Origin of the sequence: Microbacterium sp. Bi121 (assembly GCF_918698005.1) — a bacterium.
GTDB lineage: Bacteria > Actinomycetota > Actinomycetes > Actinomycetales > Microbacteriaceae > Microbacterium.
The window spans coordinates 102,064-126,799 of sequence record NZ_CAKKLJ010000004.1 but is presented as its reverse complement, the minus strand read 5'-3'; the positions used below and the strand labels follow the sequence as shown (position 1 = coordinate 126,799).

The 24,736-nt window shown below is 68.3% G+C and carries 22 protein-coding genes and 1 pseudogene; 11 read left to right on the top strand and 12 right to left on the bottom strand.

Going from position 1 to position 24,736, the window contains the following annotated elements; genetic code table 11:
• Positions 1–5: 5 nt before the first annotated feature.
• From LQZ87_RS07665 to tkt, 5 genes are read right to left on the bottom strand one after another with little or no spacing between them, the layout of a single operon-like run.
• Complete coding sequence (locus LQZ87_RS07665) at positions 6–941, bottom strand: glucose-6-phosphate dehydrogenase assembly protein OpcA (protein ID WP_230102877.1); 936 nt, start codon at positions 939–941, stop codon at positions 6–8.
• Complete coding sequence (gene zwf / locus LQZ87_RS07660; RefSeq protein ID WP_230102876.1) at positions 938–2,485, bottom strand: glucose-6-phosphate dehydrogenase; 1,548 nt, start codon at positions 2,483–2,485, stop codon at positions 938–940. Before zwf ends, LQZ87_RS07665 begins: the two co-directional genes overlap by 4 nt.
• A 49-nt stretch (positions 2,486–2,534) precedes the next feature.
• Complete coding sequence (locus LQZ87_RS07655; RefSeq protein ID WP_230102875.1) at positions 2,535–4,142, bottom strand: glucose-6-phosphate isomerase; 1,608 nt, start codon at positions 4,140–4,142, stop codon at positions 2,535–2,537.
• The gene (tal, locus tag LQZ87_RS07650) at positions 4,139–5,251 is read right to left on the bottom strand and encodes a transaldolase (RefSeq protein ID WP_230102874.1); all 1,113 of its coding nucleotides are present in this window, start codon (positions 5,249–5,251) and stop codon (positions 4,139–4,141) included. The genes LQZ87_RS07655 and tal overlap by 4 nt, the downstream gene beginning before the upstream one ends.
• Positions 5,248–7,350, bottom strand: a complete 2,103-nt coding sequence (gene tkt, locus LQZ87_RS07645; RefSeq protein WP_230103125.1) for a transketolase — start codon at positions 7,348–7,350, stop codon at positions 5,248–5,250. The genes tal and tkt overlap by 4 nt, the downstream gene beginning before the upstream one ends.
• Before the next feature lie 226 nt (positions 7,351–7,576).
• On the opposite strand from tkt, the gene LQZ87_RS07640 reads away from it, so the two are divergent.
• Positions 7,577–8,482 (top strand): heme o synthase, encoded by a 906-nt coding sequence (locus LQZ87_RS07640; protein WP_230103124.1) that lies wholly within the window; start codon positions 7,577–7,579, stop codon positions 8,480–8,482.
• On the opposite strand, the gene LQZ87_RS07635 is transcribed toward LQZ87_RS07640, so the two are convergent.
• Both LQZ87_RS07635 and LQZ87_RS07630 read right to left on the bottom strand, forming a co-directional pair.
• Positions 8,428–8,877 (bottom strand): hypothetical protein, encoded by a 450-nt coding sequence (locus LQZ87_RS07635; RefSeq protein ID WP_230102873.1) that lies wholly within the window; start codon positions 8,875–8,877, stop codon positions 8,428–8,430. The two genes, LQZ87_RS07640 and LQZ87_RS07635, sit on opposite strands and share 55 nt — an antisense overlap.
• Positions 8,878–8,922: 45 nt before the next feature.
• On the bottom strand, positions 8,923–10,077 hold the full coding sequence (locus LQZ87_RS07630; RefSeq protein ID WP_230102872.1) for a COX15/CtaA family protein: 1,155 nt from the start codon (positions 10,075–10,077) through the stop codon (positions 8,923–8,925).
• Positions 10,078–10,308: 231 nt separating this feature from the next.
• Here LQZ87_RS07630 and sufB point away from each other — a divergent pair, with 231 nt between their 5' ends.
• From sufB to LQZ87_RS07595, 7 genes are read left to right on the top strand one after another with little or no spacing between them, the layout of a single operon-like run.
• Positions 10,309–11,727 carry a Fe-S cluster assembly protein SufB gene (gene sufB, locus LQZ87_RS07625; RefSeq protein ID WP_230102871.1) on the top strand — a complete coding sequence of 473 codons (1,419 nt, stop codon included), beginning with the start codon at positions 10,309–10,311 and terminating at the stop codon, positions 11,725–11,727.
• Entirely contained in the window at positions 11,728–12,933 is a 1,206-nt protein-coding gene (sufD, locus tag LQZ87_RS07620; protein WP_230102870.1) for a Fe-S cluster assembly protein SufD, read from the top strand.
• Positions 12,930–13,256: a non-heme iron oxygenase ferredoxin subunit gene (locus tag LQZ87_RS07615; RefSeq protein ID WP_230102869.1), complete on the top strand. Its 327-nt coding sequence runs from the start codon at positions 12,930–12,932 to the stop codon at positions 13,254–13,256. Before sufD ends, LQZ87_RS07615 begins: the two co-directional genes overlap by 4 nt.
• 1 nt (position 13,257) lies before the next feature.
• On the top strand, positions 13,258–14,028 hold the full coding sequence (sufC, locus tag LQZ87_RS07610; RefSeq protein ID WP_230102868.1) for a Fe-S cluster assembly ATPase SufC: 771 nt from the start codon (positions 13,258–13,260) through the stop codon (positions 14,026–14,028).
• A gap of 9 nt (positions 14,029–14,037) precedes the next feature.
• Positions 14,038–14,370 (top strand): metal-sulfur cluster assembly factor, encoded by a 333-nt coding sequence (locus LQZ87_RS07605; protein WP_230102867.1) that lies wholly within the window; start codon positions 14,038–14,040, stop codon positions 14,368–14,370.
• A gap of 1 nt (position 14,371) precedes the next feature.
• Positions 14,372–15,544, top strand: a complete 1,173-nt coding sequence (locus tag LQZ87_RS07600; protein ID WP_230102866.1) for an aminotransferase class I/II-fold pyridoxal phosphate-dependent enzyme — start codon at positions 14,372–14,374, stop codon at positions 15,542–15,544.
• Entirely contained in the window at positions 15,541–16,902 is a 1,362-nt protein-coding gene (locus LQZ87_RS07595; protein ID WP_230102865.1) for an MFS transporter, read from the top strand. The genes LQZ87_RS07600 and LQZ87_RS07595 overlap by 4 nt, the downstream gene beginning before the upstream one ends.
• 203 nt (positions 16,903–17,105) lie before the next feature.
• Here LQZ87_RS07595 and LQZ87_RS07590 read toward each other — a convergent pair.
• From LQZ87_RS07590 to LQZ87_RS07575, 4 genes and pseudogenes are all read right to left on the bottom strand, one after another.
• Positions 17,106–18,179, bottom strand: a pseudogene (locus LQZ87_RS07590) (acyltransferase); the annotation flags it as partial.
• A 111-nt stretch (positions 18,180–18,290) separates the two neighbouring features.
• Positions 18,291–18,959: a response regulator transcription factor gene (locus LQZ87_RS07585; RefSeq protein ID WP_230102864.1), complete on the bottom strand. Its 669-nt coding sequence runs from the start codon at positions 18,957–18,959 to the stop codon at positions 18,291–18,293.
• Complete coding sequence (locus LQZ87_RS07580; protein ID WP_230102863.1) at positions 18,956–20,188, bottom strand: sensor histidine kinase; 1,233 nt, start codon at positions 20,186–20,188, stop codon at positions 18,956–18,958. The genes LQZ87_RS07585 and LQZ87_RS07580 overlap by 4 nt, the downstream gene beginning before the upstream one ends.
• Positions 20,185–20,856 carry a DedA family protein gene (locus LQZ87_RS07575; RefSeq protein WP_230102862.1) on the bottom strand — a complete coding sequence of 224 codons (672 nt, stop codon included), beginning with the start codon at positions 20,854–20,856 and terminating at the stop codon, positions 20,185–20,187. Before LQZ87_RS07575 ends, LQZ87_RS07580 begins: the two co-directional genes overlap by 4 nt.
• Before the next feature lie 199 nt (positions 20,857–21,055).
• Between LQZ87_RS07575 and LQZ87_RS07570 the strand changes: the two genes are divergently transcribed.
• From LQZ87_RS07570 to LQZ87_RS07560, 3 genes are all read left to right on the top strand, one after another.
• The gene (locus LQZ87_RS07570; protein WP_290368255.1) at positions 21,056–22,654 is read left to right on the top strand and encodes an ABC-F family ATP-binding cassette domain-containing protein; all 1,599 of its coding nucleotides are present in this window, start codon (positions 21,056–21,058) and stop codon (positions 22,652–22,654) included.
• Between the two features lie 108 nt (positions 22,655–22,762).
• Positions 22,763–23,512 carry a methyltransferase domain-containing protein gene (locus LQZ87_RS07565; RefSeq protein ID WP_230102861.1) on the top strand — a complete coding sequence of 250 codons (750 nt, stop codon included), beginning with the start codon at positions 22,763–22,765 and terminating at the stop codon, positions 23,510–23,512.
• Positions 23,509–23,946: a pyrimidine dimer DNA glycosylase/endonuclease V gene (locus tag LQZ87_RS07560; protein WP_230102860.1), complete on the top strand. Its 438-nt coding sequence runs from the start codon at positions 23,509–23,511 to the stop codon at positions 23,944–23,946. Before LQZ87_RS07565 ends, LQZ87_RS07560 begins: the two co-directional genes overlap by 4 nt.
• Here the strand turns inward: LQZ87_RS07560 and map are convergent.
• A complete protein-coding gene (gene map / locus LQZ87_RS07555; protein WP_230102859.1) occupies positions 23,939–24,721 on the bottom strand; it encodes a type I methionyl aminopeptidase in 783 nt (260 codons plus the stop codon). The two genes, LQZ87_RS07560 and map, sit on opposite strands and share 8 nt — an antisense overlap.
• Positions 24,722–24,736: the final 15 nt, after the last annotated feature.

Here is a 24,736-nt window from a genome sequence, read left to right as displayed (position 1 = left end):
GCGCCTTACGCTACCGTCTCGGGCGGACCGAGCTGCTCCCACCCCTCGGTGATGACGCGGCCGTAGAGCACGTCGGGGTCGAGCCGGCGAAGCTCTTCCGCCAGGCACTCCCGCAGCGTTCGCCGAGGCAGCACCAGATCGTGATCCGGCTGATCGGGCTGGGTGAGCACGGCGACCCCGGGCTCAGGACGCTCGAGCAGGATGTCGCCGCTGGCGCGGGACAATCTCACCGATTTGATGCCGTCTGCCCAGTGGGCGGGATCCTCGTACGACCAGCGCACCGGCACCTTCAGTGCCAGCCGCAGCCAGGCTGCCAGCAGCGCCGTCGAGGGGGACTCGGCTGCACCGCGCACCTCGACGGCGGAGACCGTCTCGAAGGGCGGTTGATCGAGGACGGCGGCGAGCTGCTCGCGCCAGTGCGTCAGACGCGTCCAGGCGAGGTCCGTGTCGCCGGGCGCATGGGTGCGCCCGCGCAGATCCAAGCGGTCGCGGACGTCGGGGGTGGTCGCGGCATCCGTGATACGACGTTGGGCGATGCGGCCGAGGGGGGATGCCGCGGGGTCGGTCGGCGCTTGGTCCGGCCACCATGCGACGACAGGGGCGTCGGGCAGCAGCAGGCCCGTGATCAGGCTCTCCTCGTTGCTCGCGGCATCCCCGTGCGCCTGGAGGACGACGACCTCACTGGCACCGGCATCCCCGCCGATGCGGATCTGGGCGTCCAAGCGAGCCTCGCCCTCACCCGTGGTGAGGACGATGACGCGCATCGGGTGCTCCCGAGAGGCGTCGTTGGCCGCGTCGATCGCGGCCTCCGCGACACCGTTGCGGGCCGAGATCACGAGGGTGAGCACGCGGCCGAGCGCGACGGCGCCGCCCTCTTCGCGCACCTTGACGAGCTGCTTGGCGACCTGACTGACGGTCGTGTCGGGAAGGTCGATGATCACGGTCGTCTCCAGACTCGTCCGTCGCGGGCCAACAGGTCGTCGGCGGATGCCGGGCCCCAGGAACCGGGTGCGTACTGCTCGAGCGGGCCCCCCTGGGCCGCCCAGTACTTCTCGACGGGGTCGAGGATCTTCCAGCTGAGCTCCACCTCTTCATGGCGGGGGAACAGCGGCGGGTCGCCGAGCAGAACGTCGAGGATCAGGCGCTCGTAGGCCTCGGGGCTGGCCTCGGTGAAGGCGTGCCCGTAGCCGAAGTCCATCGTGACATCGCGCACGTTCGTGCCCGTGCCGGGGACCTTCGAGCCGAAGCGGATCGTGACGCCCTCATCGGGCTGCACGCGGATCACGAGAGCGTTCTGCCCGAGCTCGGACGCGTTGCCGCGCCCGAACAGATGCTCCGGTGCGCGCTGGAACACCACGGCGATCTCCGTGACGCGGCGTCCGAGCCGCTTGCCGCTGCGCAGGTAGAACGGGACCCCGGCCCAGCGACGGTTCGCGATCTCGAGCTTGATGGCGGCGTAGGTCTCCGTGATGGATTCCGGGTTCATCCCGTCCTCCTCGAGGAAGCCGCAGACCTCCTGACCGCCCTGCCAGCCGCCGTCGTACTGTCCGCGCGCTGTGGCGAGAGACAGGTCCTCCGGGAGCTTGACGGCGGCGAGTACCTTCTCCTTCTCAGCGCGCAGGTTCTCGGCCGAGAGGCTGATCGGCTCCTCCATCGCGGTGAGCGCGAGGAGCTGCAGCAGGTGATTCTGGATGACATCGCGCGCAGCGCCGATGCCGTCGTAGTAGCCGGCACGCCCGCCGACGCCGATGTCCTCGGCCATCGTGATCTGCACGTGGTCGACGAAATTGCGGTTCCAGATCGGCTCGTACAGAGCGTTCGCGAAGCGCAGCGCCAGGATGTTCTGGACCGTCTCCTTGCCCAGGTAATGGTCGATGCGGAAGATCGAGTCCGCAGGGAACGCGACCTCCAGCGCTTCGTTCAGCGCACGCGCCGAATCCAGGTCGTGTCCGAACGGCTTCTCGATGACCACACGACGCCACTGGTCGTCCCCGCGGTCCTCGCCGACGAGGCCGGACTCCTTGAGCTGCTTCGCGACCAGCGGGAAGGCCTTCGGCGGGATCGACAGGTAGTACGCGTGGTTGCCCATGGTGCCGCGTTCGACGTCGAGTTTCTCGACGGTCTCACGGAGCTTGCGGAACGACTCGGGGTTGTCGAATTCGCCCGAGACGAACCGGATGCCCTGCAGGAGCTGCTTCCAGGTGTCTTCGCGGAACTCGGTGCGAGCGTGCTCCTTGACCGCTTCGTACACGACCTGCGCGAAGTCCTGGTCCTCCCAGTCGCGTCGCGCGAACCCGACCAGCGCGAACCCAGGGGGCAGCAGCCCCCGGTTCGCGAGGTCGTAGACCGCTGGCATGAGCTTCTTGCGGGACAAGTCTCCTGTCACGCCGAAGATCACCAGAGCGCTGGGACCTGCGATTCGGTTCAGGCGACGATCATCGGGGTCACGCAGCGGGTTGTGACCGCGTGAAACGGGAACAGTCATCAGTGCGATGTACTCCTGTTGGGGTGGCTGGTGTCCGAGAGAGTTCGGACTACTTCTGAGCTGCTTCGAACAGCGCGAGCACGTCGGCGGAATCGTCCGTGATCGTGAGCGACACGACCGGACGCCCGTGCTCGGCCAGCACGGCGGCATCTCCGGCGGCCTGCGCCTGGATGAGTTGGCCGAACGTGAACGGCCGGTCGGGGATCTCGAGATCCACGTCGGTGCGCTCCAGGATCTGCAGGTAGACACCCTGCGCAGGGCCGCCCTTGTGATACTGGCCGGTCGAGTGCAGGAAGCGCGGCCCCCAGCCGAACGTGGTGGGCCGACCGGAGTCGGCCGCCACGAGCTCGCGGAGCCCCTGGAGCTGCGGCAGTTCGAGCCGGTTGACGTATGCCTGGATGGAGACGTAGCCGTCTTCGGGGAGCTGCGCCCACAGGGCGTCCATGACGGCTTCGATGTTGCCGGACGCGGCGAGAGCGGGGTCGGTGACCCGAACCTCGATCCCGTCCTGCACGAAGGCCGGCTCGGTCGGCTCCGGGCGCTGGTCGAGCAGTCCACGCGCTGCGACCTTCGCCGACTCGACGTCCGGCTGGTCGAACGGGTCGATGCCGAGCAGGTAGCCGGCGATGGCCGTGGCGTACTCCCAGACGATGAGGTTCGCACCCAGCGAGCCGCTGACGAGGATCTCGCCCTCGTGACGCTCGCGGAGGTGGAACTCGGCTGCGTCATCGACGAGGCGGACGATCTGCAGGTCAGCGGGGATGGCCTCCAGCTCGGGGGAGACCGGCAGCAGGACGACGGGCAGGATGCCGGTGCCCTCCTTGCCCGTGGACTCGGCGATCAGCTGCTCGATCCAGTCGGGAAGGCCGACGATGTGGGTGCCGTCGGTGACGAGGCCGAGCTTGTCGCGTCGCGGTTCGGTGGCAGCGATCGCCGCGGCGAGACGGAGCGCGGGGTTGTCGGCCCTGTCGGCCGCGACCTGCAGGAGAGTGGCCTCCGCCTCGTCGAGCAGCTCGGCGATGTCGACGCCGGCGAGGCCGGACGGGACGAGTCCGAACGCGGTCAGTGCCGAGTAGCGGCCGCCGACGTTCGGGTCGGCGTTGAAGACGCGGTAGCCGGCCTCACGAGCCGACGTGTCCAGCGGCGAGTCGGGGTCGGTCACGACGACGATGCGCTCGACCGGGTCGATGCCGATGTCGCGGAACGCTGCCTCGAACGTGCGGCGCTGCGAGTCGGTCTCGACCGTCGAACCGGACTTCGAGGAGACAACGAGCACGGTTGCCGCCAGCTCGTCGTCCAGCGCGGCGAGCACCTGACCGGGAGCGGTCGAGTCGAGGATCGTCAGCGGTACACCGGCCGTCTGCGCGATGACCTCCGGCGCGAGGGACGATCCGCCCATGCCGGCCAGCACGACACGGGTGACGCCCGTGGCGCGCAGGTCGTCGCGCAGGGCGAGGATCTCGTCGACGAGCGGGCGCGAGACGGAGACCGCCTCGACCCACCCCAGACGCTTCGCGGCCTCTTCTTCGGCTGCGGGGCCCCACAGCGTGGAGTCGAACGCCGTGATGCGCGACGCGATGAGGTCGCCGACAAGCTGCGGCACGACCGCCTCGATCGCGGCCTTGGCCGCGCCTGAGGCGTGGATCGAGAACGTCATCGCTGGGCCTCGAGCCCCTCGGAGACCTGAGTCAGGAGGTCGTGCCACGAGTCGATGAACTTGGCCACGCCTTCGTCCTCGAGCACCTGGGTGACATCGGCGAAATCGACGCCGACCTTCTCGAGCCCGGCGAAGACCTCGCGAGCCTCCTCGTAGCCGCCTGTGATCGTGTCGCCGGCGATGACGCCGTGATCGAAGGTGGCCTCGAGCGTCTTCTCGGGCATCGTGTTCACCACGCCCTGTGCGACGAGCTCGGTCACGTAGAGGGTGTCGGGCAGTGCGGGGTCCTTGACGCCCGTCGATGCCCACAGCGGACGCTGCAGGTTCGCGCCGGCGTCGAGCAGAGCCTTCGCACGGTCACCGGCGAACGTCTTCTCGAAGAGCTCGTACGCGAGACGCGCGTTCGCGAGTCCGGCCTTGCTCTTGAGCGCGAGCGCCTCGTCGGTGCCGATCGCGCTCAGGCGCTTGTCGGTCTCGGTGTCTACACGCGACACGAAGAACGAGGCGACGGACTGGATCGTCGACAGATCGATGCCCGCGTCCTTCGCGGTCTCGAGCCCGGTCAGGTAGGCGTCGATGACGTCCGCGTAGCGCTCGAGGCTGAAGATCAGCGTCACGTTGACGCTGATGCCGGCCCCGATCGCCTGGGCGATCGCGGGGAGACCCGCCTTGGTGGCGGGGATCTTGACCAGCAGGTTCGGGCGATCGACCTTGGCCCACAGCTGCTTGGCCTGAGCGACGGTTCCGTCGGTGTCGTGCGCGAGGTCGGGGGAGACCTCGATCGAGACGCGGCCGTCGACATGACCCGATGCCTCCCACACAGGGCGGAACACGTCGAGCGCGGCAGCGACGTCCTGCGTGGTCGCCGCGAAGACGGCGTCCTCGGCGCTGGCGCCGGATGCTGCGAGCTCAGTGACCTGAGCGTCGTACGACGTGTCATCGGGGTTGGTGATGGCGTTCGCGAAGATCGTCGGGTTCGTGGTGACACCGGTGACGTTGCGCGATTCGATCAGTTCGGCGAGGTTGCCCGAGTCGATGCGGGTGCGGGACAGGTCGTCGAGCCAGATGCTGACGCCGGCGTCGTGAAGCTGAGAGGTGGGGGTGCTCATGCGTTCTCGTTCTCCTTGATGGTCTCGCGAGCCGCCTCGACGACGGCGTCGGCGGTGATGCCGAACTTCTGGAAGAGGGTCTTGTAGTCGGCGGAGGCGCCGAAGTGGTCGATCGCGACCGAGCGTCCCTTGTCTCCGACGATTGCGCGCCACGTGAGGGCTGAGCCGGCCTCGACGGAGACGCGAGCGGTGACGTCCTGCGGGAGGACGGACTCGCGGTACGCGGCATCCTGCTCGTCGAACCACTCCAGTGACGGAGCCGAGACGACCCGGGCGTTCACGCCCTCGGCCGCGAGCGTCTCGCGCGCCGCGACGGCGAGCTGCACCTCGGACCCGGTGGCGATGAGGATGACGTCTGGCGTGCCGTTCGGTGCCTCGGCGAGCACGTACGCGCCCTTGGTGGCGTTCTCGGCGGAGGCGAACGTGTCGCCGGTTGCCACATCATCACCGCGCTCGAATACCGGGATGTTCTGGCGAGTCAGGGCGATACCTGCGGGGCCGGCGTGACGGCGGAGCAGCTCGAGCCACACGACCGAGGTCTCGTTCGCGTCTGCGGGGCGCACGACCGTGAAGTTCGGGATGGCGCGCAGCGTCGCGAGCTGCTCGATCGGCTGGTGCGTGGGGCCGTCCTCGCCGAGAGCGACGGAGTCGTGCGTCCAGACGAAGATGCTCGGGATGTTCATCAGGGCGGCCAGACGCACGGCAGGGCGCATGTAGTCGCTGAAGATCAGGAACGTGCCGCCGAAGGCGCGGGTCGGTCCGTGCAGGACGATGCCGTTGATGATCGCGCCCATGGCGTGCTCGCGGATGCCGAAGTGCAGCACGCGGCCGTACGGGTTTCCGGACCACTCGTGGGTCGACCACTCGCTCGGGATGAACGAGGCGGCGTCCTTGATCGTGGTGAGGTTCGACTCGGCGAGGTCGGCCGAGCCGCCCCAGAGCTCAGGAAGCTCGGCGGCGAGGGCGTTGATGACCTGGCCGGATGCAGCGCGCGTCGAGACTTCCTTGCCCGATTCGAAAGCGGGGAGGGCGTCGACGATGCCATCGGGGAGCTCATGCGCCTCGACGCGGTCGAGCAGTGCCTTTCGCTCCGGGTTCGCGGCCGCCCAGGCGTCGAACGACTTCTGCCATGCGGCGCGCTCCTCGGCAGCGCGGTCGGCGAGGTTCCGGGTGTGCGCGATGATGTCGTCGGCGACCGCGAAGCTCTGCTCGGGGTCGAAGCCGAGAACCTTCTTGGTCGCGGCGAGCTCGTCGGCACCGAGGGCGGACCCGTGGATCTTGCCGGAGTTCTGCTTGCCGGGCGACGGCCAGCCGATGATCGTCTTCAGGACGATGAGCGACGGCTTGTCGGTCTCGCCCTTGGCGGCCTCGATCGCGGCGTTCAGCTCGGCGACGTCCTCGACGTACTCGCCCGTCTTCTTCCAGTCGACCGTCTGCACGTGCCAGCCGTAGGCCTCGTAGCGCTTCGCGACATCCTCGGTGAAGGCGACGTTGGTGTCGTCCTCGATCGAGATCTGGTTCGAGTCGTAGATCGCGATGAGGTTGCCCAGCTGCTGGTGGCCGGCGAGCGAGCCGGCCTCGCTGGTGACGCCCTCCTGCAGGTCGCCGTCACCGGCGATCACGTAGACGAAGTGGTCGAACGGGCTCGTGCCGGCAGCGGCCTCTGGATCGAACAGGCCGCGCTCGTAGCGCGCGGCGTATGCGAAGCCGACAGCGGAGGCGAGGCCCTGACCCAGCGGGCCGGTCGTGATCTCGACGCCCTTGGTGTGCCCGTACTCGGGGTGGCCAGGGGTCAGCGAGCCCCAAGTGCGCAGCGACTTCAGATCGTCGAGCTCCAATCCGAACCCGCCCAGGTACAGCTGCACGTACTGCGTCAGGGACGAGTGCCCTGCGGACAGGATGAAGCGGTCGCGACCCAGCCAGTCGGTGTCGGTCGGGTCGTGGCGCAGCACGCGCTGGTAGAGGAGGTAGGCCGCTGGGGCGAGGCTCATGGCCGTCCCCGGGTGACCATTGCCGACCTTCTCGACGGCATCCGCCGCAAGAATCCGCGCAGTGTCCACCGCGCGTCGATCGATCTCGTCCCACTGCAGTTCGGTCACGGTCATGCCCTTTCCAACAACCTTTTAGGGCGCCCGATTCCCTAGCGCATCCGCATCGTCACGGACAGGTGCACAGCGCCGGGCGCGCGAGTGGTTTCAGCTTAGACCCGCCACCGAGGTGCGCACGCGACGTTACGACACGGACGTCGCCGGCGCATGCTGTGCCCTGCACTAGACTGAAGGGGTTGTCGGAGTGTGCGCGGAGGAGGCGATCGATATCTCGACCATGTCGCAGACGACGGCGGTGAAGCGGCCGATCGGCCGTACGATCAAGGCCTATGTGTCGCTGACCAAGCCACGGGTGATGGAGCTCCTCCTCGTCTCCACCGTCCCCGTGATGTTCCTCGCGCAGGGCGGCATGCCCAACCTGTGGCTCGTGCTCGCGACCGTGCTCGGCGGCGCGATGAGCGCCGGCTCCGCCGCGTCGTTCAACATGTACCTCGATCGGGACATGGATGCGCACATGCATCGCACCGAGAACCGCCCCCTCGTCACCGGCGAGATCTCGCCGCGGGCCGCACTGATCTTCTCGTGGGTCCTCGCCGTGGCATCCACGGTGTGGCTGCTCGCGACCACGAACTGGCTGACGGCCGTGCTCTCGGTCTCGGCGATCTTCTTCTATGTCGTGATCTACACGATGATCCTGAAGCGCCGTACGGAGCAGAACATCATCTGGGGCGGGATCGCCGGATGCTTCCCCGTGGTCATCGGCTGGTCGGCCGTAACGGGTGACGTCGCCTGGCCGGCCGTCGTGCTGTTCGTGCTCGTCTTCCTCTGGACTCCGGCGCACTACTGGCCGCTGTCGATGAAGTACCGCGACGACTACTCGGGCGCCGACGTTCCGATGCTCGGCGTCACCCGCAACGCGTCGCAGGTGGGCCTGCAGGTCATCCTCTACGCCTGGGCCACGGTCGCTTGTTCGCTTCTTCTGATCCCGGTCGCCGGGATGGGTCTGGTGTACACGGCATCCGCTCTCGTCTTCGGCGGATGGTTCATCTACGAGTCGCACCGCCTGTACGACCAGGCGGTGCGAGGCTCGAAGCCGCGTCCGATGCGCGTGTTCCACGCGTCGATCAGTTACTTGACGCTGATCTTCCTCGCGGTCGCGATCGACCCGCTGCTGCCGTTCTGACCTTCCGACTCCTCGTCGGACGAGTCGGTCTCGGGCGACGCATCCGTCGTAGCCTCAGTCGTCTCGGCTGAGGTCTCGGTGGCCACATCGTCCTGAGCGGTCCATTCGATGGGCTCGACGACGACGGGCGCTGAGGCGGGCAGCAGACTCTTGACGGCGCCCAGCGCGAGGGTGAGCAGCACGCCGATGACCCCGGCGGCCAGGATCGCAGCTCCCGCGGTGATCCACGCCTGACCGACGTAGACCTCGACGTTCGTCGCTGTGCCGTCCAGCAGCGTCGTCTGCATGGTGGTCGTGTTGTCCCACACCAGCCAGCCGCCGAAAGCGACGGCGACGACGGACAGGACCAGGAGCAGCCAGTAAGGGATGCTGCGTGTGAGTGACGTCTTGTTCATGCGTGCCAGCATCCACAGACTTCTGATGCGGGCGTGATGTGCGCGCTATGCGCGGGCTGAACGCGGGGCTTGCTCACCCGGTGCATCCGACGCGATCGCCGCATCCGCGGCGACGGGACGCTTCATCTTGAGGACGGCGACCGTGTACGCGGCGGCCGACAGCGCCGCGAGCACCATGTGGATGCCGACGAGGAGCTCGGGGAGGCCCTCGCGCGCCTGCCAGACGCCGACGACGATCTGCACGAGCACGGCGAGGGTCAGGACGAGAAGCCACCGGCGGGGCTCGAGCCGCAGCACCCACGACGAGACCGTCAGGACCACGATGAGGGCCGCGAGGATGTACCCCGGCCAGGAGTGCACGTGCGCGAGCACTGTGGCGTCGAATCCGTCGCGGATGACGTTCGCATCACCCGAGTGCGGGCCGGATCCCGTGGTCAGCACGCCGAAGAAGATCGTCGCAGCCAGCGCGAGCCCTGTCACGTGGGAGAGGAGCGCGAACCACCGGGGCACGACGCTGACGCGTGCGCCGCCCGGCTCCTTCATCCTGACCAGGAACGCCGCGGTCACGCACACCAGGAGCAGCGACGAGGCGTAGTGGAACCCGACGATGAACGGGTTGAGGCCCGTCAGCACGGTGATCCCGCCGACGAACGCCTGCGCCACGACGCCGATGAGCACGATCCACGCCAGCAGGGCGAGGTCTCGGCGCTCCGGCGTGATGCGGAGTGAGTGCACGGCGCCGATCACCGTGGCGAGGATGAGCCCCAGCGAGAAGAAGGCGAACGGCTCGGTGGTCAAGAGCGAGGCGATGCCGAAGCAGATCGCCCCGGCGACGATGCCGCCGAGCGCGAACCACAGTGCGGCGACGAGGGAGCGACGGCCGCCGACCGCGTGCAGGACGAGCAGAAGGACGGCGATCGCGAGGAGACCCACGACCCCGGTCATGGTGCGGTTGCCGAACTCGATGATGCCGTGGATGCCCTGAACCTCATAGATCGGCACGAGCGACTCCGGCGTGCACAGCGGCCAGTCGGAGCAGCCGAGGCCCGAGCCGGTGAGGCGAACCGCGCCGCCCGTTCCGATGATGATGACCTCGGCGAGGAACGACAACCAGGCGAGCACCCGCAGCGGGCGCCCGAACGCCGGACGCGACCGGCCCTCATGCGTCGAAGCGGCGGGGTGTGCGATCGTGTCGGCCATGCGTCCTCCGGCCCACGCCCGAGCACGGGCGCACGGCCCGGTTGTCAGGGGGAACCTGTAGAATCGGAATGAAGTGATGCACGCGCTGTGCGCGAGGTGCACCACTGACAGTTTAGGCGCGAAGAACGCGTCCGTGATGAGGCCCACCAGCGGCACCGATCCCCATCCCAACCGATGGGGTCCGGCATGCCGGGGCGGATGACACCGTTGAGGCCCAGCAAGGAGAGTGTGATGTCGGATGTGCTGATCGACCGCCCGGAGCTCGAAAGTCTGGGGGTGTACGAATTCGGCTGGCACGATGAGGACGCGGCCGGAGCCATCGCGAAGCGCGGCCTCTCCGAGGACGTCGTCCGCGGGATCTCCGCGCTCAAGGACGAACCGGAGTGGATGCTGAAGACCCGTCTGAAGGGCCTGCAGCTGTTCGGTCGCAAGCCCATGCCCACCTGGGGCGCGGATCTCAGCGAGATCGACTTCGACAACATCAAGTACTTCGTGCGCTCGACGGAGAAGCAGGCTCAGTCGTGGGAGGACCTCCCCGCCGAGATCCGCGAGACGTACGAGAAGCTCGGCATCCCCGAGGCCGAGCGCCAGCGTCTCGTCGCCGGTGTCGCCGCGCAGTACGAGTCGGAGGTCGTCTACCACCAGATCCGTGAGGATCTGGAGGAACAGGGCGTCATCTTCATGGACACCGACACCGCCCTGCGCGAGCACCCGGAGTTCTTCGAGGAGTACTTCGGCTCTGTGATCCCGGCGGGCGACAACAAGTTCGCGGCGCTCAACACGGCCGTTTGGTCGGGCGGATCATTCGTCTACGTCCCGAAGGGCGTGCACGTCGAGATCCCGCTGCAGGCGTACTTCCGCATCAACACCGAGAACATGGGCCAGTTCGAGCGGACGCTGATCATCGCCGACGAGGACAGCTACGTCCACTACATCGAGGGCTGCACGGCCCCGATCTACAAGTCGGACTCGCTGCACTCGGCCGTCGTCGAGATCATCGTGAAGAAGAACGCCCGCGTTCGCTACACGACGATCCAGAACTGGTCGAACAACGTCTACAACCTCGTCACCAAGCGCGCGGTCGCCCACGAGGGCGCGACCATGGAGTGGGTCGATGGGAACATCGGCTCCAAGGTCACGATGAAGTACCCGTCGATTTACCTGATGGGCGAGCACGCCAAGGGCGAGACGCTCTCCGTCGCCTTCGCCGGCCCCGGCCAGCACCAGGACGCCGGAGCCAAGATGGTCCACATGGCGCCGTACACGCAGTCGTCGATCGTCTCGAAGTCGATCGCTCGGGGGGGCGGCCGCGCCGGTTACCGCGGCGAGGTCCGCGTCGATCCTGCGGCCCACCACTCCGCGAACTCGGTCGTCTGCGACGCACTGCTCGTCGACACGCAGTCGCGCTCCGACACGTATCCGTCGATCGACATCCGTGTCGACGACGTGCAGCTCGGCCACGAGGCCACGGTCTCGAAGGTCAGCGAGGAGCAGCTGTTCTACCTGATGTCGCGAGGCATGGAAGAGACCGAGGCGATGGCCATGATCGTGCGCGGCTTCATCGAGCCGATCGCGCGGGAGCTGCCGATGGAGTACGCCATGGAGTTGAACAAGCTCATTGAGATGGGCATGGAAGGATCGGTCGGCTAAATGGCGGCCCAGGTTACCGCGCCCGCAGAGGCGCAGCACACGAACGCGCACATCGACCCGGCCGCCCAGGTTCCGGGTGCCGGATTCGTTCCGGTCCAGACCCGCTCCGAGCGTCCGCGCTCGTTCGATCCGGCGGACTTCGGAACGCCGACCGGTCGAGAGGTCAACTGGAAGCACACCCCGGTCGCGCAGCTTTCCGAGCTGTTCACCACCGCCGAGCAGAACGACGGCGTCACCTACGACGTCGAGACCGGCGCGCAGTTCATCGGCGCGCCGCTCGCGGCCGGCGACGTCCCGCGCGGCGAGTTCTTCGTCCCGGAAGACGTCCTCTCGGCCGTGGCGTGGCAGGGTTCGGCTGAGGGAATGCACGTGCGCATCCCGCGTGATGAAGAGGTGGCGGAGCCGGTCCTCGTCACGATCACCGGGCAGGGCGCGGACAAGCGCGCCGACGCCCACATCGTGATCGAGGCGCTCGAGAACAGCTCGGCCACCGTCGTGCTGCGCCACCGCGGTTCGGCGCAGTACGCGCAGAACGTCGAGATCATCGCCCGCGCCGGCTCCCGGCTCACCGTCATCAGCGTTCAGCGCTGGGATGACGATGCTGTGCACGCAGCATCCCACCAGGCACGCGTCGACAAGGATGCGCTCGTCAAGCACTTCGTCATCAGCTTCGGCGGCGGCATCGTGCGTGTGAACCCCAACGTCGAACTCTCCGGCACCGGTTCGGAGGGGCGCATGTACGGACTCTCGTACGCCGACGCGGGGCAGCATCTGGAGAGCCAGGTCTATCTGCACCACAAGGGCGCGCACACGACCGGGGACGTGCTCTACAAGGGTGCGCTGCAGGGCGAGAGCGCCCGCAGCGTATGGATCGGCGATGTCCTCATCGGGCCCGACGCCACCGGTACCGACTCGTACGAGGCCAACCGCAACCTGGTGCTCACCGAGGGCGCACGCGCCGACTCGATCCCGAACCTCGAGATCAAGACCGGCGACATCCTCGGTGCGGGCCACGCCAGCGCCACCGGTCGTTTCGACGACGAGCAGTTGTTCTACCTGCAGGCCCGCGGCATCGGCGAAGAGGAAGCCCGTCGCCTCGTCGTGCTCGGCTTCCTCAGCGACGTCGTCCAGCGTCTCGGCATCCCCGCCCTCGAGGAGGAGCTGCTGGCCGCCATCGAGACCGAGCTCGCGGCGGTGACCGCGTGAGCGCCCAGCGCGCCTGCGGTCTGAGCGAACTCGAGCAGGACACCGCATTGCGGGTCGAGATCGACGGCGTCCCGATGGCCGTCGTCCTCGACTCGAACGGCGAGGTGCACGCCATCGGCGACACCTGCACGCACGGCGAGATCTCGCTGTCCGAAGGCTTCGTCGAGGGCGAGACGCTGGAATGCTGGGCCCACGGCTCGCAGTTCTCCCTGCTCACCGGCAAGCCCCTCAACCTCCCCGCTTTCGAGCCCGTCCCGGTCTACGTCGTCCAGATCGACGGCGACGACGTGCTCATCGACCCGACCGTCATTAAGGAAGTCTGAAATGTCTGTTCTTGAGATCCGCGACCTGCACGTCTCGGTCGAGACCGAGGCGGGGGCCACCCCGATCCTCAACGGAATCAACCTCACCATGAAGACCGGTGAGACGCACGCCATCATGGGCCCCAACGGCTCCGGCAAGTCGACGCTCGCGTACACGATCGCCGGCCACCCGAAGTACACCGTCACCGGCGGCACGATCACGTTCGACGGCGACGACGTCCTGGCGATGTCCGTCGACGAGCGCGCACGCGCGGGCCTCTTCCTCGCGATGCAGTACCCCGTCGAGATCCCCGGCGTGACCGTGACCAACTTCCTGCGCACCGCGAAGACGGCCCTGGACGGCGAGGCCCCCTCGATCCGCTCGTGGACCAAGGACGTCAAGTCCGCCATGACCAACCTGCGCATGGACCCGAAGTTCGCGCAGCGCAACGTCAACGAGGGCTTCTCCGGCGGCGAGAAGAAGCGCCACGAGATCCTGCAGCTCGAGGTGCTCAAGCCGAAGTTCGCGATCCTCGACGAGACCGACTCCGGTCTTGACGTCGACGCGCTGAAGATCGTCTCAGAGGGCGTCAACCGCGCCAAGGAGGCCACCGGCCTCGGTGTGCTTCTGATCACGCACTACACCCGCATCCTCCGCTACATCCGCCCCGACTTCGTGCACGTGGTCATCGCGGGCAAGATCGTCGAAGAGGGCGGCCCCGAGCTCGCCGACCGGCTCGAGGACGAGGGCTACGACCGCTTCCTCGACCCTGCCGCTCCTATCGAGGCGTAGGCTGATCGCATGACCACCGCGACTCTTGCCCCGGAGAAGTACGACGAGGTCACCGAAGCTCTGAAGGACGTGATGGATCCCGAGCTCGGGATCAACGTCGTCGACCTCGGACTCATCTACGACCTCGCCTGGGACGACGAGAACGACGCCCTCGTGATCCACATGACGCTCACCAGCGCCGGGTGCCCACTGACCGACGTTCTCGAGGAGCAGACGGCACAGGCGCTCGACTCGGTCGTCGACCGGTTCCGCATCAACTGGGTGTGGATGCCGCCGTGGGGTCCCGAGCGGATCACCGACGACGGACGCGACATGATGCGCGCCCTCGGCTTCGCCATCTGACGTGACCGAGCAGGTCTCGGCGCTTCCGCTGGAGCAGCTCAGAGAGCGCACCAGCGAGAAATGGCGGGAGTACCCGGCGGACGTGCTGCCGCTGTTCGTCGCGGAGACGGACTTTCCCCTCGCCCCGGCCATCACCGCGGCTCTCGAGCGTGCGGTCCGGACGGGAGACACCGGGTACGTCGCGTCGAAGACGCCGCTCGCTGCGGCCTTCACCGGTTTCGCGCAGCGCCGCTACGGCTGGTCGCCCGACCCCGCGCGGATGCGGACCACCGCCGACGTGAGCATGGGGATCGTCGAGATCCTCCGGCGTGTGACGGCTCCCGGTGATCGCGTGATCGTCACGACGCCGGTCTACCCACCGTTCTTCGACCTGGTCGAGGAGGCCGGTGCCGTCGTCGAACGCGTTCCGCTGCGCGACACCGGCAGTGCGTGGGGGCTCGACCTCGACGGCATCCGCTCGGCACTCGAGTCCGGCGCTCGAGCCGTGCTGCTGTGCAACCCCCACAATCCGACCGGAACCGTGCACTCCGCGGCATCGCTTTCCGCTCTCGCCGAGCTCGCTGCCGCACATGGCGCTGCGGTGGTCTCGGACGAGATCCACGCGCCGCTCGCCCAGCCGGGCACCGGCTTCACGCCGTTCCTGAACGTGTCCGACGCCGCGCGCGAGGTCGGCTACGCGATCGTCAGCGCCAGCAAGGCGTTCAACCTCGCCGGCCTGAAGTGCGCTCTGATGGTCACGGCATCCGACGACACCACGCGCCTCATTCGCGGCCTGCCCGTCGAGGTGGAATGGCGCACCGGCCAGTTCGGGATGCTGGCCGCCACTGCCGGGTTCTCACCGGAGAGCGATCCGTGGCTGGACGGCCTGCTCGTCACGCTCGATGAGAATCGGCGTCTCATCGCCGAACTGCTCGAAGAGCACCTCCCAGCCGCCCGCTACCGGATGCCGGATGCCGGGTACCTCGCGTGGATCGACCTGACCGATCTCGGCTGGGGAACGAACCCGTCCAGGCGCATCCTTCGCGAGGCCAAGGTCGCCCTGCACTTCGGGCCGGCATTCGGCGCTGAGGGCGCAGGGCACGTCCGCCTGAACTTCGGCACGAGTCCCGAGATCATCACCGAGGCGATCACCCGCATCGCCGCGCTGCCGCCCCTCGAGACGCGCGACGCATGAGCGTTCAGGCGTTCCCGTCGATCTGGGATCGGGAACGCATCTGGGTGACGATCGGCGCCGTCGCGCTGATCTTCCTCGCGGCGATCGAATCGCTGGCCGTGACCACCGTCATGCCGGTCGTCAGCGCTGCGCTGGACGGTCAGGCGCTCTACGCCGTGGCCTTCGCCGGAACCCTGGCGACCAGCGTCATCGGCATGGTCGCGTGCGGGGCGTGGTCGGACGCACGAGGGCCGCGTGGTCCGCTGTACGTCGCCGTGTCACTGTTCATCGCGGGTCTCCTGATCTCGGGCTTCGCGTTCACGATGGAGCAGTTCCTCGTCGGCCGGCTCGTACAGGGGCTCGGCGCCGGCGGCGAGACCGTCGCGCTGTACGTCGTCGTCGCCCGGCTGTACCCGCCGCAACTGCACGGACGCATCTTCGCGGCGTTCGCGGCAGCGTGGGTGGTTCCGGCGATGATCGGGCCGTTCCTGGCCGGCGCCGTCGCCGAGTTCCTCGACTGGCGGTGGGCGTTCCTCGGTGTGGCCGTCCTGACTGCGATCGCGTTCCTGATGATCGCCCTGCGGCTGAGGGCGCTCGACCTGGGCGGCGGAGATCCGTCAGGCGTCGTCGGCCTCACCAAGCGGCTGCTGCTGGCGGCCGTCGTCGCTGTCGCCGCGGTGGTCGTCGGGATCTCGGCCAAGGCGGCCCCCGAGGTCGGCTGGCCGATCGCCGTCGTCGCACTGGTGGCCATCGGGGTCGCGGTCACGCCGCTGCTGCCGAAGGGCGCGCTGCGCGCGGTTCGAGGTCTGCCGAGCGTCGTTCTCATGCGCGGTCTGGTCGCCGGCGCGTTCTTCGCCGCTGAGGCGTACATCCCTTACCTGCTCATCGTCGAGTTCGGCTTCACCTCGACCTGGGCCGGTATCGCCCTGATGCTCGCCGCCTTCGCGTGGGCAGGCGGCTCGGCGCTCCAGGGTCGGTACGGGGAGGTGCTGGGAAACCGGCGCATCGCGCTGATCAGTCTCGGACTCATCTTGATCGCGGTCGTCAGCGTTCTCTTCACCGCGCTGACCGCGGCGAGCCCCGCGATCGTCGTGGTCGGCTGGGGCTTCGCCGGCGGCGGCATGGGGCTGCTCTACCCGAGGCTGACCGTGCTGACCCTGGCGTACTCCGCACCGGGCAACGCCGGGTTCAATTCATCAGCTCTGTCCATCTCCGACGCGACGGGCTCTGCCGTGGCAGTCGCGCTGGCGGGCCTCGGCGTCGCGACGCTGGGCGGCGGCGCGGACGCGTTCCCGCTGGTCTTCGCGTTCTCGATCGCGGTCCTGCTGCTCGCCATGCTGCCAGGACTGCGGCTCGGCCACGGCGCTGAGCCGGCCTGAACCGCGCCGTCAGTTCTCCTGGAGCGCGCCAGGCGAAGGGCCGCCAGCATCAGCCCGACGGCGATCACGGCCGTGAGAGGCGTGGTTCCGAGGACGAGAAGGCCGGCGATGGCCGCGATGCCGACTGCGGCGGATGCCGCCAGGCGTGCGCTCGACCCGGTGTGATGGGGAGCCGTGCGCGATTCGACCCGCGCGAGTGCGATGGCGACGCCCGCGGTCAGGATGAAGACCACAGCCAGCCACAGCGGGCGCGTCATCCACCATCCGAGGCTGCTGGGCTGAGGGAGGGCGAGTCCGGTGACGATCGAGAGCACGGCGGATCCGCCTGCCATGGCGAGCAGGACCGGCATGTGCCAGAGGTAGATCGTCATCGCGCGCGGCGTGATGAAGGTGCGCAGGACGGTTCCGACGGGTGTGACGCTCCACGTGTTCAGGCGGTCTCGCATGAGCGACATCAGCATGGTGTGCGCAGCCCCTACGAGCAGCAGCGCGGTCGTCGGAGGGTTGATGTTCTCGATCAGATCGGTGGAGTGGATGCCGGCCGCGAAACTGAGCAGCAGCCCTCCGACGGCGGCGACACCGATGACCGCCCGCGTTCGGCGGCTGAGGGACGCGATCCGGCCGTCTGCGAGGAAGAAGCCGAGCTGCTGGAGGGCCAGCCACACGAAGGCGAGGTTGAGGATGCCGAACACCGCGTCGCCGGTCGTGATGCGCGCCGCATCCACGATCACGGCAGCGGCGACGAGCAGTCCGATCGTCCGCCACGGCGCGCGCTCGTGCGCTCGTGCGAGCGCCGGCAGCAGAACCTGGCAGAGCAGGAACACGGCGAGGAACCACAGCGGCTGTCCGAACCGGTAGCCGGCGATGCCGACCAGATCGTCGGGAACGCCCGAGATCAGCAGGGCGGTGAGCGCCGCGCCGACGATGGCGACCGTGAACACGGCGGGCAGCAGCAGCCGGTGGATGCGTGCGGACGCGAATGACGCGCCCGTTCCGCCGCGCCGCCGGCTTCGCGCGAACGACGTGTACCCGGCGAAGCCGCCGATGACGAAGAACAGCGGCATCACCTGCAGCACCCAGCTGAGCGGCGCGATCCACACCGACCCCTCGCTCGCGTTGACGAACAGGGGACCGGCGTCCGTGACGGTGACGCCGACCATGAGGGAGTGGATCACGACGACGCCGAGCACGCAGAGCGCGCGCACCAGATCGATGCCGGTATCGCGCACGGTCCGTGCCTCGTGCGGGGGTGTGACTCGCAGGTCCGCGATGGCCATGTTCTCCTCCTCGGTGGGTGTTCGAGGAGGTTATGGACGCGGTGCGGCGCGTCGCATCAACCCAGGGTGTCGACGTGGCCCCTACCTGGGTACGGTCAGGCGGGTCTCCTGTCAGACGGGATTCACGAGCCCTGTGTCGTAGGCGAAGATCACGGCCTGTACCCGGTCGCGGGCGCCGACCTTCGCGAGGATCTTGCCGACGTGCGTCTTGACGGTCTGCTCGGCGATGAACAGCGCGCCGGCGATCTCACTGTTCGATCGGCCCTGTCCGATGAGCACGAGCACCTCGCGTTCCCGCTCGGTGAGGTCGGCGAGCAGATGCGCGGATGCCGTGGTGCGCGGCTTCTGGGACGCGAACTGCGCGATCATCCGCCGGGTGACGCTCGGCGCGAGCAGTGCATCGCCCTCGGCGATCACGCGCACGGCATGCACGAGTTCGTCCGGCAGAGCGTCCTTCAGGAGGAATCCGCTGGCTCCGGCCCGCAGCGCGTCGTAGACGTAATCGTCGATGTCGAAGGTGGTGAGCATGAGGATGCGCGGCACCTTCGCGGCCGGATACGAGGGGCCGAGAATCCGCCGAGTGGCCTCGATGCCGTCCAGCTGCGGCATCCGCACATCCATGAGGATCACATCGGGATCGAGCCGCGCAGCGAGCGAGACGGCTTCCAGACCGTCCGCTGCCTGGCCGGTGACGATGATGCCCTCGTGGGCATCCAGGAGCGCGGCGAAGCCGGCGCGAACCATCGCCTGGTCATCGGCGATGAGGACTTCGATCGTCACTGGGGTCCTTCCGCTGCGGTGATCGGATGCCGCGGCATCCGCGCGATGACCGTCCAGAAGCCGTCGGCATCCGGTCCTGTCGTCACGCTTCCACCCAGTAGTGTCGCCCGCTCGCTCATGCCTCGCAGCCCGTGCCCGCCAGGGACGCCGGTGCCCTCCGGGTCGTAGCCGTTGCGGATCACAAGTTGAACGTCGGCGTCATCCGCCGTCAACGATACCGAGATCGGCGCCCCGGGTGCGTGGCGCACGGCATTGCTGAGCGCCTCCTGCGTGATCCGGTACACCGCCAGTTGCGTCGCGGTGGAGACGTCATCGCTGACGGCCTGACTGAGCGAGACGGCGGCACCAGCGCGCCGGGTGGTCTCCACTAGGACGGGGATGTCGTCGATGCCGCGCTGCGGCGCGAGCTCGGCGCTCTGGTCCTCTGTGCGCAGAACGCCGAGGACGCGGCGCATCTCGGTGAGTGCGCCCCTCGCCGACGCTGCGATGTCGTCGAACTCCGCGGCAGCCGGCTCCGGAAGATCGGGAACGCGATACCGTGCGGTCGACGCCTGAACCTGGATGAGCGACATGCTGTGCGCGACGACATCGTGCAGTTCGCGGGCGATGCGCGTGCGCTCCTCCACGAGCTCGCGCTTGGCCTGCTCCTGAGCGGTGTGGGCGCGTTCTCGCGTGAGCTCCTCGCCGAGCCGGAGGCGGCCGGCGAACAGCACGGCGACGAGGTACAGCCCACCGACGACCGAGCTCGTCACGATGAGGGAGTTGCCGCTGGGAACGGACGGCAGCATGATCGCGGCAGTGATGCCGGCAACGCTCCCCAGGGCGAACTGGATGAGACCGGGGCGCCATCCGTGCCGGAAGGTGACCGCTGACACCTGGACGGCGAAGGCGATCAGCATCGGGACGGACCACGGCCACGGCGCGCCGGCCGCGGCATCGCGCGAGATCATCAGCGGAATGAGCACCGCGGATGCCGTGAAGAGGATGATCGCGAGGTTCGGGTACCGCACGGACACCAGGGGAGCCCCCAGCGCGGCGAGCGCGAGGGCCATCGTTACGGCGACGGGGGATCCGTACGCTGCCGCGTGCAGCGGCACGAGCACGGAGTACAGCACGACCGCGATGGTCGCGAGGATCACCACGAGAGCGGAGGTGCGATCGCGCGGCCAGAGCTTCAGGCGCCGGGACGGCTTCTTCTGCCGTTCCTTCTTCGCTCGCATGGGAGTCATCTTGCCACCTCGACGCGATCGGCCTCGCGCACCTCGCTTCCGGCGACGGTGGCCTCGGCCGCCGTGATTCGGGCACGGCGCCGTCGTCGGATCGCGGTCGCCCGATCGATGATCAGACCGAGGATCAGTGCGACGGCGATGCCGCACACGGCGCTCAGCAGCGGCTGATCTTCGAGCCAGCGCCCGGCGAGCACGCCGATGCCCGCGCTGTACGCGGACCAGGTCACGGCCGCGACCGCACTGAGCGGCATGAAGCGGCGCCACGGGTACCCGAGTGCGCCGGCGGACATGTTCACGGCGACCCGGCCGACGGGGATGTAGCGCGCGCCGAGGATGAGCCCTGCGCCGCTGCGGGTCAGCGCCCGCCGGGCGAGATCGAAGGCGGCGGCGATGCGAGGACGCCGCATCCAGGCGAATCGTGTCGTGCCGACGGAGCGACCGATCGCATACGCGATGTTGTCGCCGATCATCGCGCCGATCGCGGCCACTGCGCACAGCAGCACGATGTTGGTGCTTCCCGTCGAGACCGCGACGGCGGCTGCGGCGACCAGCACGGTCTCGCTCGGAATCGGCGGGAAGAAGCCGTCGATGACGGCGGTCGCGAACATGACGAGATACAGCCAGGGAGAGGCTGCGGCCTGAAGGATGAGCTCGTTGATGACGTCCACGAGGAGAACCTACGTATCGGGTGGGTGCCGACACATCACTCTCAGGTATCGGCCGCGTCATACTCCAGAGTGGTCTTCGCGATGTCGGCGCATGCGTCTCTCACCGTCTTCGCATCGGTGGGCGACCTATACTGGGAGGCTGGTCCGGTGTCCTCGTGAACCGTGACTGCCTCCCCCTCCTTATGAATGGACGTCTGCTGTGCTTGCCGTGCACGACCTTGAGATCCGCGTGGGCGCACGCCTCCTGATGGAGAACGTGTCGTTCCGCGTCGCCGACGGCGACAAGATCGGCCTGGTCGGACGCAACGGCGCCGGCAAGACCACGCTCACCAAGGTGCTCGCCGGTGACGTGCTGCCCTCCGGTGGCAAGGTGACGAAGTCGGGCGAGCTCGGGTACCTGCCTCAGGACCCGCGTTCCGGTGACCCCGAGATGCTCGCGCGCACACGGATCCTGGATGCCCGCGGTCTCGGTTCGATCCAGCTCGGGATGTCGAAGGCCGCCGAGGACATGGCATCCACCGATAGCGCGGTCGCCGAGAAGGCGATGCGCAAGTTCGCGAACTTCACCGAGCGCTTCGAATCCCTCGGTGGCTACGCAGCCGAAGCGGAGGCGGCATCGATCGCCAACAACCTGTCGCTGCCCGACCGGATCCTCGACCAGCCGCTGAAGACCCTCTCCGGTGGTCAGCGCCGCCGCATCGAGCTCGCGCGCATCCTGTTCTCCGACGCGCAGACGATGATCCTCGACGAGCCGACCAACCACCTCGACGCCGACAGCGTCGTGTGGCTGCGCGAGTTCCTGAAGAACTACAAGGGCGGGCTGATCGTGATCAGCCACGACGTCGAGCTCGTCGGCGAGACCGTGAACCGGGTGTTCTACCTGGACGCGAACCGCCAGAACATCGACATCTACAACATGAACTGGAAGAACTACCTGCGTCAGCGGGTGGCCGACGAGGAGCGCCGCAAGAAGGAGCGCGCCAACGCCGAGAAGAAGGCGACCTCGCTGCAGCAGCAGGCCGCCCGGTTCGGGGCGAAGGCGTCGAAGGCCGCGGCCGCGCACCAGATGGTCGCCCGCGCCGAGAAGCTGCTCGCCGGCCTCGACGACGTGCGCGAGGTCGATCGCGTCGCGAAGCTCCGGTTCCCGAAGCCCGCCGCATGCGGCAAGACCCCGCTGATGGCTTCTGGTCTGTCGAAGTCCTACGGGTCGCTCGAGATCTTCACCGACGTGGATCTCGCGATCGACCGCGGTTCGAAGGTCGTCGTCCTCGGACTCAACGGTGCGGGAAAGACGACGCTGCTGCGCATGCTCGCCGGCGTCGACCAGCCCGACACGGGGCAGCTCGAGCCCGGTCACGGGCTGAAGGTCGGCTACTACGCGCAGGAGCACGAGAACCTCGACGTGGATCGCTCGGTGCTGCAGAACATGGTCTCCGCTGCCCCGCACATCACCGAGACCGAGGCGCGCCGTGTGCTCGGCTCGTTCCTGTTCACCGGCGACGACGTGCTGAAGCCCGCAGGAGTGCTCTCCGGTGGCGAGAAGACCCGCCTCTCGCTCGCGACGCTGGTCGTGTCGTCCGCGAACCTGCTTCTGCTCGACGAGCCGACTAACAACCTCGACCCCGCGTCGCGCGAGGAGATCCTCGATGCGCTCGCGCATTACGAGGGCGCTGTGGTGCTCGTCTCGCACGACCCGGGCGCCGTGCAGTCGCTGAACCCCGAGCGCGTCCTCATCCTGCCGGACGGCGTCGAGGACATCTGGAGCCAGGAGTACCAGGACCTCATCGAGCTCGCGTAGCCGCCGCCCTCGCACTTGCCGGCGAGAAATCACTTCCAGCTCGAGACAGCACATCCCAGATGGTGTCTCGCGGCGCAGATGGTTTCTCATGCGCGGTAGCGTCGAGGTATGGCGGATCATCAGCAACTGGCGAAGTCGTTCGAAGGCATCGGCGAGGAGTACGACCGGTATCGGCCGGGATTCCCGGATGCTGCGGCGGACGCGATCCTGCCGGAGCGGGTGGGCGCCGTGCTCGACCTCGGTGCGGGGACGGGCAAGTTCACCGAGCTGCTCGTGTCGCGCGCCGACCGGGTTGCGGCGGTCGAGCCCTCCGTCGCGATGCTCGACGTGCTGCGGGCCAAGCTCCCTGGTGTGGAAGCGCTCGCGGGCGGTGCCGAGAGCATCCCTCTGCCGGACGGGTCGATGGACGCCGTCACTGTCGCGCAGGCGTTCCACTGGTTCGATCGGGATGCCGCGTGCGCCGAGATCCGGCGCGTCCTCGTGCCCGGCGGAGTGCTGGGGCTGCTCTGGAACCACTCCGATCCGACATGCGCATGGGACCGCGCCTGCCATCGGGTCGCGCACCCCGCGGTGAGCGACGACGCCGATGCGACGACGTCAGCCGCGGCGGATGAGCTGCCTGGATTCGTGTTCGACCACCGCTCCGAGATCGCGTGGTCGGAACGAATCGCGCGGGGCGACTACGTCCGCCGGTGGCTCACGGTCAGCAGTTTCCTCGCGGCGGACGAAGCGACCAGGTCGAGCATGGTCACCGAGCTCGACCGCATCCTCGACGCCGACCCGGAGACGGCAGGACGTGACGAGTTCGTGCTGCCGATCGTGACGGACGTGTTCGTCTACAGGGCGGACGCCGGATGAGGATCTGGTCGGTGCATCCGCGCCACCTCGACCGCCAGGCGCTCATCGCGTGCTGGCGTGAGACGCTGCTCGCGCAGAAGGTCCTCTGCGGCGAGACCAGGGGATACACGCGGCATCCGCAGCTCGAGCGCTTCCAGGCGCAGCAGGACCCGGTGGCCTCGGTCGGTGCGTACCTCGAGGGTCTCGCCCTCGAGGCTGACGCCCGCGCCTACCGCTTCGACCGCAGCCGTATCCGCGTGGCGGAGGCGCGCGTGCAGCGGATCGACGTCACGGAAGGACAGCTCGTCCTGGAATGGAACCACCTGAGGACGAAGCTCGGCGTCCGCAGCCCCGACGTGCTCGCCCGCTGGCAGGGTGTCGCAACGCCCGATGCGCACCCGCTGTTCCACGTCATCGCCGGCCCGCCGGCGTCGTGGGAGCGCGCCGCTACTTGACGCCGAGGAAGCTGCGGTCCGTCAGGACGATGGGCCCCTCCTCGGTGATCGCGACCGTGTGCTCGGAGTGCGCGCCGCGCGAGCCGTCGGCGCTGCGGAGCGTCCAGCCGTCTTCATCGGTGCGCAGCTCGTCGGTCGTCGCGAGGAACCACGGCTCGAGCGCGAGCACGAGGCCGGCACGCAGCGGGAAGCCCCGACCGGGGCGGCCGTCGTTCGCGACGTGCGGGTCGCCGTGCATGGTGCGACCGACCCCGTGACCGCCGAAGTCGGTGTTGATCTCGTAGCCCTCGCCGTGCGCGATCGCGGCGATCGCGGCGGAGATGTCGCCGATGCGGTTGCCGACCGTGGCGGCCGCGATCGCGGCATCCAGGGCGCGCTCGGTCGTGTCGATGAGGCGCAGATCCTCATCGCGGGGGGAGCCGACGACGAACGAGACGGCGGAGTCGGCGACCCAGCCGTCGACCGCAACGGCGAAGTCCAGTGAGACGAGGTCGCCGTCGCGCAGCGTGTAGTCGTGGGGGAGCCCGTGCAGCACGGCATCGTTGATCGACGTGCAGATGACTTTGCCGAACGGGCCGTTGCCGAACGAGGGGGCGTAGTCGATGTAGCAGGACTCGGCCCCGGCCCTGCGGATCAGATCGTGCGCCTTGCGGTCGATCGTGAGCAGGTTGGTGCCGACCTTCGTCTCGTCGCGCAGCGTCGCCAGGGTCTCGGCGACGAAACGTCCCGCGGCTTTCATCTCTTCGATCTCGGCCGGGGTGCGCAGTTCGATCATGGTGTTCCTCTCGTC

What these genes read in the sequence shown, in the direction of transcription:
- LQZ87_RS07630 (WP_230102872.1), bottom strand. Translation starts at nt 10,077, where the DNA reads ATGGCCGACACGATCGCACACCCCGCCGCTTCGACGCATGAGGGCCGG.
- LQZ87_RS07605 (WP_230102867.1), top strand. Translation starts at nt 14,038, where the DNA reads ATGACCACCGCGACTCTTGCCCCGGAGAAGTACGACGAGGTCACCGAA.
- LQZ87_RS07595 (WP_230102865.1), top strand. Translation starts at nt 15,541, where the DNA reads ATGAGCGTTCAGGCGTTCCCGTCGATCTGGGATCGGGAACGCATCTGG.
- LQZ87_RS07640 (WP_230103124.1), top strand. Translation starts at nt 7,577, where the DNA reads ATGTCGCAGACGACGGCGGTGAAGCGGCCGATCGGCCGTACGATCAAG.
- map (WP_230102859.1), bottom strand. Translation starts at nt 24,721, where the DNA reads ATGATCGAACTGCGCACCCCGGCCGAGATCGAAGAGATGAAAGCCGCG.
- LQZ87_RS07655 (WP_230102875.1), bottom strand. Translation starts at nt 4,142, where the DNA reads ATGACGTTCTCGATCCACGCCTCAGGCGCGGCCAAGGCCGCGATCGAG.
- LQZ87_RS07565 (WP_230102861.1), top strand. Translation starts at nt 22,763, where the DNA reads ATGGCGGATCATCAGCAACTGGCGAAGTCGTTCGAAGGCATCGGCGAG.
- LQZ87_RS07580 (WP_230102863.1), bottom strand. Translation starts at nt 20,188, where the DNA reads ATGACTCCCATGCGAGCGAAGAAGGAACGGCAGAAGAAGCCGTCCCGG.
- sufB (WP_230102871.1), top strand. Translation starts at nt 10,309, where the DNA reads ATGTCGGATGTGCTGATCGACCGCCCGGAGCTCGAAAGTCTGGGGGTG.
- tal (WP_230102874.1), bottom strand. Translation starts at nt 5,251, where the DNA reads ATGAGCACCCCCACCTCTCAGCTTCACGACGCCGGCGTCAGCATCTGG.
- sufC (WP_230102868.1), top strand. Translation starts at nt 13,258, where the DNA reads ATGTCTGTTCTTGAGATCCGCGACCTGCACGTCTCGGTCGAGACCGAG.
- LQZ87_RS07635 (WP_230102873.1), bottom strand. Translation starts at nt 8,877, where the DNA reads ATGAACAAGACGTCACTCACACGCAGCATCCCTTACTGGCTGCTCCTG.
- zwf (WP_230102876.1), bottom strand. Translation starts at nt 2,485, where the DNA reads ATGACTGTTCCCGTTTCACGCGGTCACAACCCGCTGCGTGACCCCGAT.
- LQZ87_RS07560 (WP_230102860.1), top strand. Translation starts at nt 23,509, where the DNA reads ATGAGGATCTGGTCGGTGCATCCGCGCCACCTCGACCGCCAGGCGCTC.
- sufD (WP_230102870.1), top strand. Translation starts at nt 11,728, where the DNA reads ATGGCGGCCCAGGTTACCGCGCCCGCAGAGGCGCAGCACACGAACGCG.